We start from the raw sequence: 4,813 nt of genomic DNA on the forward strand, positions 1-4,813 counted from the left end.
CCCCGAGGTATTTTTGAAACCAAAGAAGCGCGGAGCGGGTGTCAGAGACCGTCGAAGGTGCAGAGTGTATGGACGTCCATGTCCATTGCTTCGAGCCTTTTGCGGCCGCCCAGGTCCGGCAGGTCGATCACGAAGGCGCAGCCGATGATCTCGCCGCCCAGGCGTTCGACCAGCTTGATGCCGGCCTCGGCGGTGCCGCCCGTGGCCAGAAGGTCATCGACCAGCAGCACCTTTTCGCCCGCCTCTATGGCGTCGTCGTGGATCTCGACCACCGTCTCGCCGTATTCCAGCTGGTAGTCTTCGGAGATGACCGCGCCGGGCAGCTTGCCCTTCTTGCGGATCGGCACGAAACCGGCGGAGAGCTGGTGCGCCACGGCGCCGCCCAGGACGAAGCCGCGGGCCTCCAGCCCCACCACCTTGTCGAAGCGCACCCCGGCGTAGGGGTGCAGGAGCTGGTCGATGGCCATGCGAAAGCCGCGCGGGTCGGCGAACAGCGTGGTGACATCCCGGAACATGATCCCCTCGTGCGGGAAATCGACGATGGTCCGGATGTAGTCCTTGATCTCTGTCTTGCGCGGCATGGAAGGGTCCCCGGTTGAAACGCCCGCCCGCCGTAGCGTGGCAGCGGCGGGCTGTGCAAGTCTTCTGCCCGCAGGCCCCCTGTCAGGCGCGGCGCAGTGTTGCCGTCAGCACGCCCATCCCGATCAGCGTGGCGCCGCCCGCGCGGGTCAGCCAGGCCAGGATCGAGGGTCGTTGGATCATGCGCCGCAGCCGGTCGGCAGCCAGCGCATAGGCGAGGGCGTTGAGCGCCGCCAGGGTGACAAAGGTGCTCACGAGGATAGCGAACTGCGGCAGGAGCGGCGCCTGGGGGGTGACGAATTGCGGTACGAAGGCGATGAAGAAGGCGATGCTCTTGGGGTTCAGCGCGGTCACGGCGAGATTGTGGCCAAAGACGCCGTGCGCGGTCACGTCGCTGTCAGGCAGGGCCAGCCCCTCATGCGGGGCCGAGCGGATCAGCTTGATCCCCAGCCAGACCAGATAGGCGGCGCCGACCCATTTCAGCACCGTGAACAGCGTCGCCGAGGCGGCGACCAGCGCGCCGAGGCCCGCGAGAGACAGGCTCATGGCGATGAAATCGCCGGTGGCCACGCCGGCGGCAGAGGCAATGGCCACAGACCGGCCCTTGCTGAGCGCATAGGACAGGACCAGCAGAACGGTGGGGCCCGGGATCAGCAGCAGGGCGGTCGAGGCGGCGACGAAGGCCAGCCAGAGATTCAGGTCCATGAGGCTACTCCCGTGGCGGATAGTGGCGGCGCAGGGCCTTGATATCCTGCGGGCCGAGGTCCTTGGATTGATTGTCATCCTGCGAAAAGATCGACCTGCCGAGGTAAGCGGGATTCCGGATGTCCGTCAACAGGCCCAGGGCCTGGGTCAGTTCCTCGATCATGGCGGATTCGTAGTGGCGGATGTCCAGCCGCGTGCCAAAGATGATCCGCGCGCGCTGGATCACATGGGTGTCGCTGCGCGACCAGACGATGACGCGCGCGCCGGTGACGGTCATGCCGTCTACGCCCTTGATGCCGGTGCCGCTGATCGGCGTGGAGCCGTCCGTATCGACGAGGTAGATGCGGATGTCGGCCTCGGCCTCCGGCGCAACTTCGCGGAGCGATATGCCGGCCCCGGCACGGTTGATGTACTGGATGGCCCGTTCCAGCGCGGCGCGCGCGCGTTTCTGCCGCCCGCCCAGAAAGGCGCGGTCGATCCGGGCGAACTGCACCCGCAGGGGGCGGTCTGTGGGCCAGCGCACCATGTCCTTGCGGCAGGACTGGCCCGGGGGGGCGGCGCAGGCGACCAGCCGGTAGAAATCCTCGTCGCTGAGCAGACCATCGGTTTCGACATAGTCCACCGCCCCCGAGGCGGCGCAGGGCAGGGCGAGTGCCAGGCAGAACAGGGCAGGTCTCAGCATGGCCGGGCGTCAGTTGCCACCCAGCATCCGGCCCGCGACCGCATCGAGCTTCGCCAGTAGCGCGGGATCGCGCTTCTCGGGCGCGGTGAGCAGAGCGTATTCCAGCGCCCGGTCGCAGCCGTGCGGGCAGGGGGCACGGTCGGCCCCCAGGAGGGCGGGCAGGCGGCGCACCATCTCGCGCCCCTTGTCGGCGTTGCCTGACAGGGTCTTGATGATGTCCATGATGTCGACTTCGCCGTGGTCGGGGTGCCAGCTGTCATAGTCGGTGACCATCGCGATGGAGGCGTAACAAAGCTCGGCCTCGCGGGCGAGCTTGGCCTCGGGCATGTTGGTCATGCCGATCACGTCACAGCCCCAGCTTTCACGGTACATCTTCGACTCCGCCAGGGTCGAGAATTGCGGCCCTTCCATCGCAAGGTAGGTGCCGCCCTTGTGTACGGTGATCCCGGCGTCCCTGGCGGCGGTGAAACAGGCATCGCCCAGGCGCGGGCAGGTGGGATGGGCGACCGAGACATGGGCGACGCAGCCGGTACCGAAGAAGGATTTTTCACGCCCGAAGGTGCGGTCGATGAACTGGTCGACGACGACGAAATCGCCCGGCGCCATTTCCTCGCGGAAGGAGCCGCAGGCAGAGACGGAGATCACGTCGGTCACGCCGATGCGTTTCAGCGCGTCGATATTGGCGCGATAGGGGACCGTCGTCGGCCCGTGGACGTGGCCCCGGCCGTGGCGCGGGAGGAAGGCCATCTTCACGCCGTCCAGCGTGCCGGTCAGGATCTCGTCAGAGGGCGTGCCCCAGGGGCTGTCCACGGCCTGCCATGCCGCGCCTTCCAGCCCGTCGATGTCGTAGATGCCCGACCCGCCGATCACGGCGATCATCGTATCCGTCATGTCTGTACCCCGTCCTTGCGTGGCGTCGCGGCGCCTGGTGTTTCGCTTTGCCCGAAGTGTGCCGGATGCGTGTCCGAGGGCAAGCGCCCGAGCGGGGTTTCGTGATACAATCCCGCCGGTGTTGCCTCTGTGGGATACCCGCTGGCTGTGGTCCGGTCGCATACGGAAGAATTCCGTGCATCTTTGGCCAGGTTCCGCTATGAGGCCCTGAATCGCGAACATGCTGCGATGCGGCGTTAGCGGCCACAGGCTGCCCGATGCTGCGCCCAGGAAAGGATCCCCGATGAAAAAAGCCCTCTTGGCGCGTTTCGCCAACCGCGTGGAATTGCCCGACCTGTCCCTGATGCCGGACGAGAAACTGACGCCCAGCCGGTGGCGGATCGAGCTTTTGGCGGGTCTGACCGTGGCGCTGGCGCTGGTGCCCGAGGCGGTGGCCTTTGCCTTTGTCGCCGGGGTGCACCCGCTGGTGGGGCTTTACGCGGCCTTCCTCGTGGGGCTGGTGACGGCGCTGATCGGCGGGCGGCCGGGCATGATCTCTGGCGCGACGGGGGCGCTGGCGGTGGTCATGGTGGCGCTGGTGGCGCAGCATGGGGTCGAATACCTGTTCGCGACCGTCGTCCTGATGGGCATTCTGCAGGTGATCGCCGGGGCGCTGCAATGGGGCAAGTTCATCCGCCTGGTGCCGCATCCAGTCATGCTGGGCTTTGTGAACGGGCTGGCCATCGTGATCTTTCTGGCCCAGCTGGGTCAGTTCAAGGTCCCGGGAACAATGGAAAATACCGGGCACGGCATGGGCGGGGGCGAATGGCTTTCGGGGATGCCGCTGTACCTGATGCTGGGACTGACGGCGCTGACGATGGCGATCATCTGGGTCATGCCGAAGGTCAGCAAAGTTGTGCCCGCGCCGCTGGCCGGGATCTTTGTCGTGGCCGCGCTGGTGATCGGCTTCGGACTGGACGTGCCGCGCGTGGGCGACCTGGCCTCGATCCAGGGGGGCTTGCCGCCCTTCCATATCCCGGCGGTGCCCCTGAACCTGGAAACGCTTGAAATCATTCTGCCTTATGCCGTGATCCTGGCGGCCATCGGGCTGATTGAATCGCTGCTGACCCTGAACCTGGTGGGAGAGATCACCGGCAAGCGCGGCGGCGCCAGCCAGGAATGTATCGCGCAGGGGGCCTCGAACATCCTGACCGGCTTTTTCGGCGGCATGGGCGGCTGTGCGATGATCGGCCAGTCGATGATCAACGTTAAATCCGGCGCGCGCACACGGATCGCGGGCATCGCGGCCGCGCTGTTCCTGCTGACCTTCATCCTCTTTGCCGCGCCGCTGATCGAACTGATCCCGCTGGCCGCGCTGGTGGGGGTGATGTTCATGGTGGTGATCGGGACATTTGCCTGGAACTCGTTGAAAATCCTGACAAAGGTTCCGGCGATGGATGCCTTTGTCATCCTGCTTGTGACAGTCGTCACGGTGATGGAAGACCTGGCCGTCGCGGTCGTCGTCGGTGTCATCGTCTCGGCTCTGGCCTATGCCTGGAACAACGCCCGGCGCATCCATGCCAAGACGCGCGAGTCGCACACCGACCTGGGCGCCAAGGTCTACGAGATCCAGGGACCGCTGTTCTTTGGCTCGACCGACGGGTTCGTGGAACTGTTCGACGTGGAAAACGACCCGGACGTGGTGATCGTGGATTTCAACGAAAGCCGGGTTGTCGACCAGTCGGCCCTGCAGGCGATCGAGGCGGTTGCGGGCAAGTACCAGGACGCCGGAAAGCAGATCAAGCTGCGTCACCTGAGCCGGGATTGCCACAAGCTGTTGACCAAGGCGGGCCACCTGATGGTCGATAGCGACGACGACCCGGATTACGAACTGGCGGTCGATTACAACGTTCGCACGGGCATCCTGGGCGGGCACTGAGACCGGGCGGCGTTTTGTACGTTTTGTACAAAACGTAC

5 protein-coding genes are annotated in these 4,813 nt (G+C 65.8%); 1 reads left to right on the forward strand and 4 read right to left on the reverse strand.

The window, feature by feature from the left end; genetic code table 11:
* Positions 1 to 41: 41 nt before the first annotated feature.
* From PVW46_RS14075 to PVW46_RS14090, 4 genes are all read right to left on the reverse strand, one after another.
* Positions 42 to 581 (reverse strand): adenine phosphoribosyltransferase, encoded by a 540-nt coding sequence (locus PVW46_RS14075; RefSeq protein ID WP_274576301.1) that lies wholly within the window; start codon positions 579 to 581, stop codon positions 42 to 44.
* Between the two features lie 82 nt (positions 582 to 663).
* Positions 664 to 1,284, reverse strand: coding sequence for a LysE family translocator (locus PVW46_RS14080; protein WP_069208995.1), 621 nt, complete (start codon positions 1,282 to 1,284; stop codon positions 664 to 666).
* Positions 1,285 to 1,288: 4 nt separating this feature from the next.
* Positions 1,289 to 1,966 (reverse strand): DUF2927 domain-containing protein, encoded by a 678-nt coding sequence (locus tag PVW46_RS14085; protein ID WP_069208996.1) that lies wholly within the window; start codon positions 1,964 to 1,966, stop codon positions 1,289 to 1,291.
* Positions 1,967 to 1,975: 9 nt separating this feature from the next.
* Complete coding sequence (locus PVW46_RS14090; protein WP_043138257.1) at positions 1,976 to 2,857, reverse strand: S-methyl-5'-thioadenosine phosphorylase; 882 nt, start codon at positions 2,855 to 2,857, stop codon at positions 1,976 to 1,978.
* Positions 2,858 to 3,140: 283 nt separating this feature from the next.
* On the opposite strand from PVW46_RS14090, the gene PVW46_RS14095 reads away from it, so the two are divergent.
* On the forward strand, positions 3,141 to 4,775 hold the full coding sequence (locus PVW46_RS14095; protein WP_069208997.1) for a SulP family inorganic anion transporter: 1,635 nt from the start codon (positions 3,141 to 3,143) through the stop codon (positions 4,773 to 4,775).
* The last annotated feature ends 38 nt before the right edge of the window (positions 4,776 to 4,813 follow it).

Source organism: Mameliella sp. AT18, from assembly GCF_028807275.1.
Taxonomy (GTDB): Bacteria; Pseudomonadota; Alphaproteobacteria; order Rhodobacterales; family Rhodobacteraceae; genus Antarctobacter; species Antarctobacter albus.

Excerpts from the sequence above, each read along its gene's own strand:
- PVW46_RS14075 (WP_274576301.1), bottom strand. The coding sequence starts at position 581 with ATGCCGCGCAAGACAGAGATCAAGGACTACATCCGGACCATCGTCGAT.
- PVW46_RS14080 (WP_069208995.1), bottom strand. The coding sequence starts at position 1,284 with ATGGACCTGAATCTCTGGCTGGCCTTCGTCGCCGCCTCGACCGCCCTG.
- PVW46_RS14085 (WP_069208996.1), bottom strand. The coding sequence starts at position 1,966 with ATGCTGAGACCTGCCCTGTTCTGCCTGGCACTCGCCCTGCCCTGCGCC.
- PVW46_RS14090 (WP_043138257.1), bottom strand. The coding sequence starts at position 2,857 with ATGACGGATACGATGATCGCCGTGATCGGCGGGTCGGGCATCTACGAC.
- PVW46_RS14095 (WP_069208997.1), top strand. The coding sequence starts at position 3,141 with ATGAAAAAAGCCCTCTTGGCGCGTTTCGCCAACCGCGTGGAATTGCCC.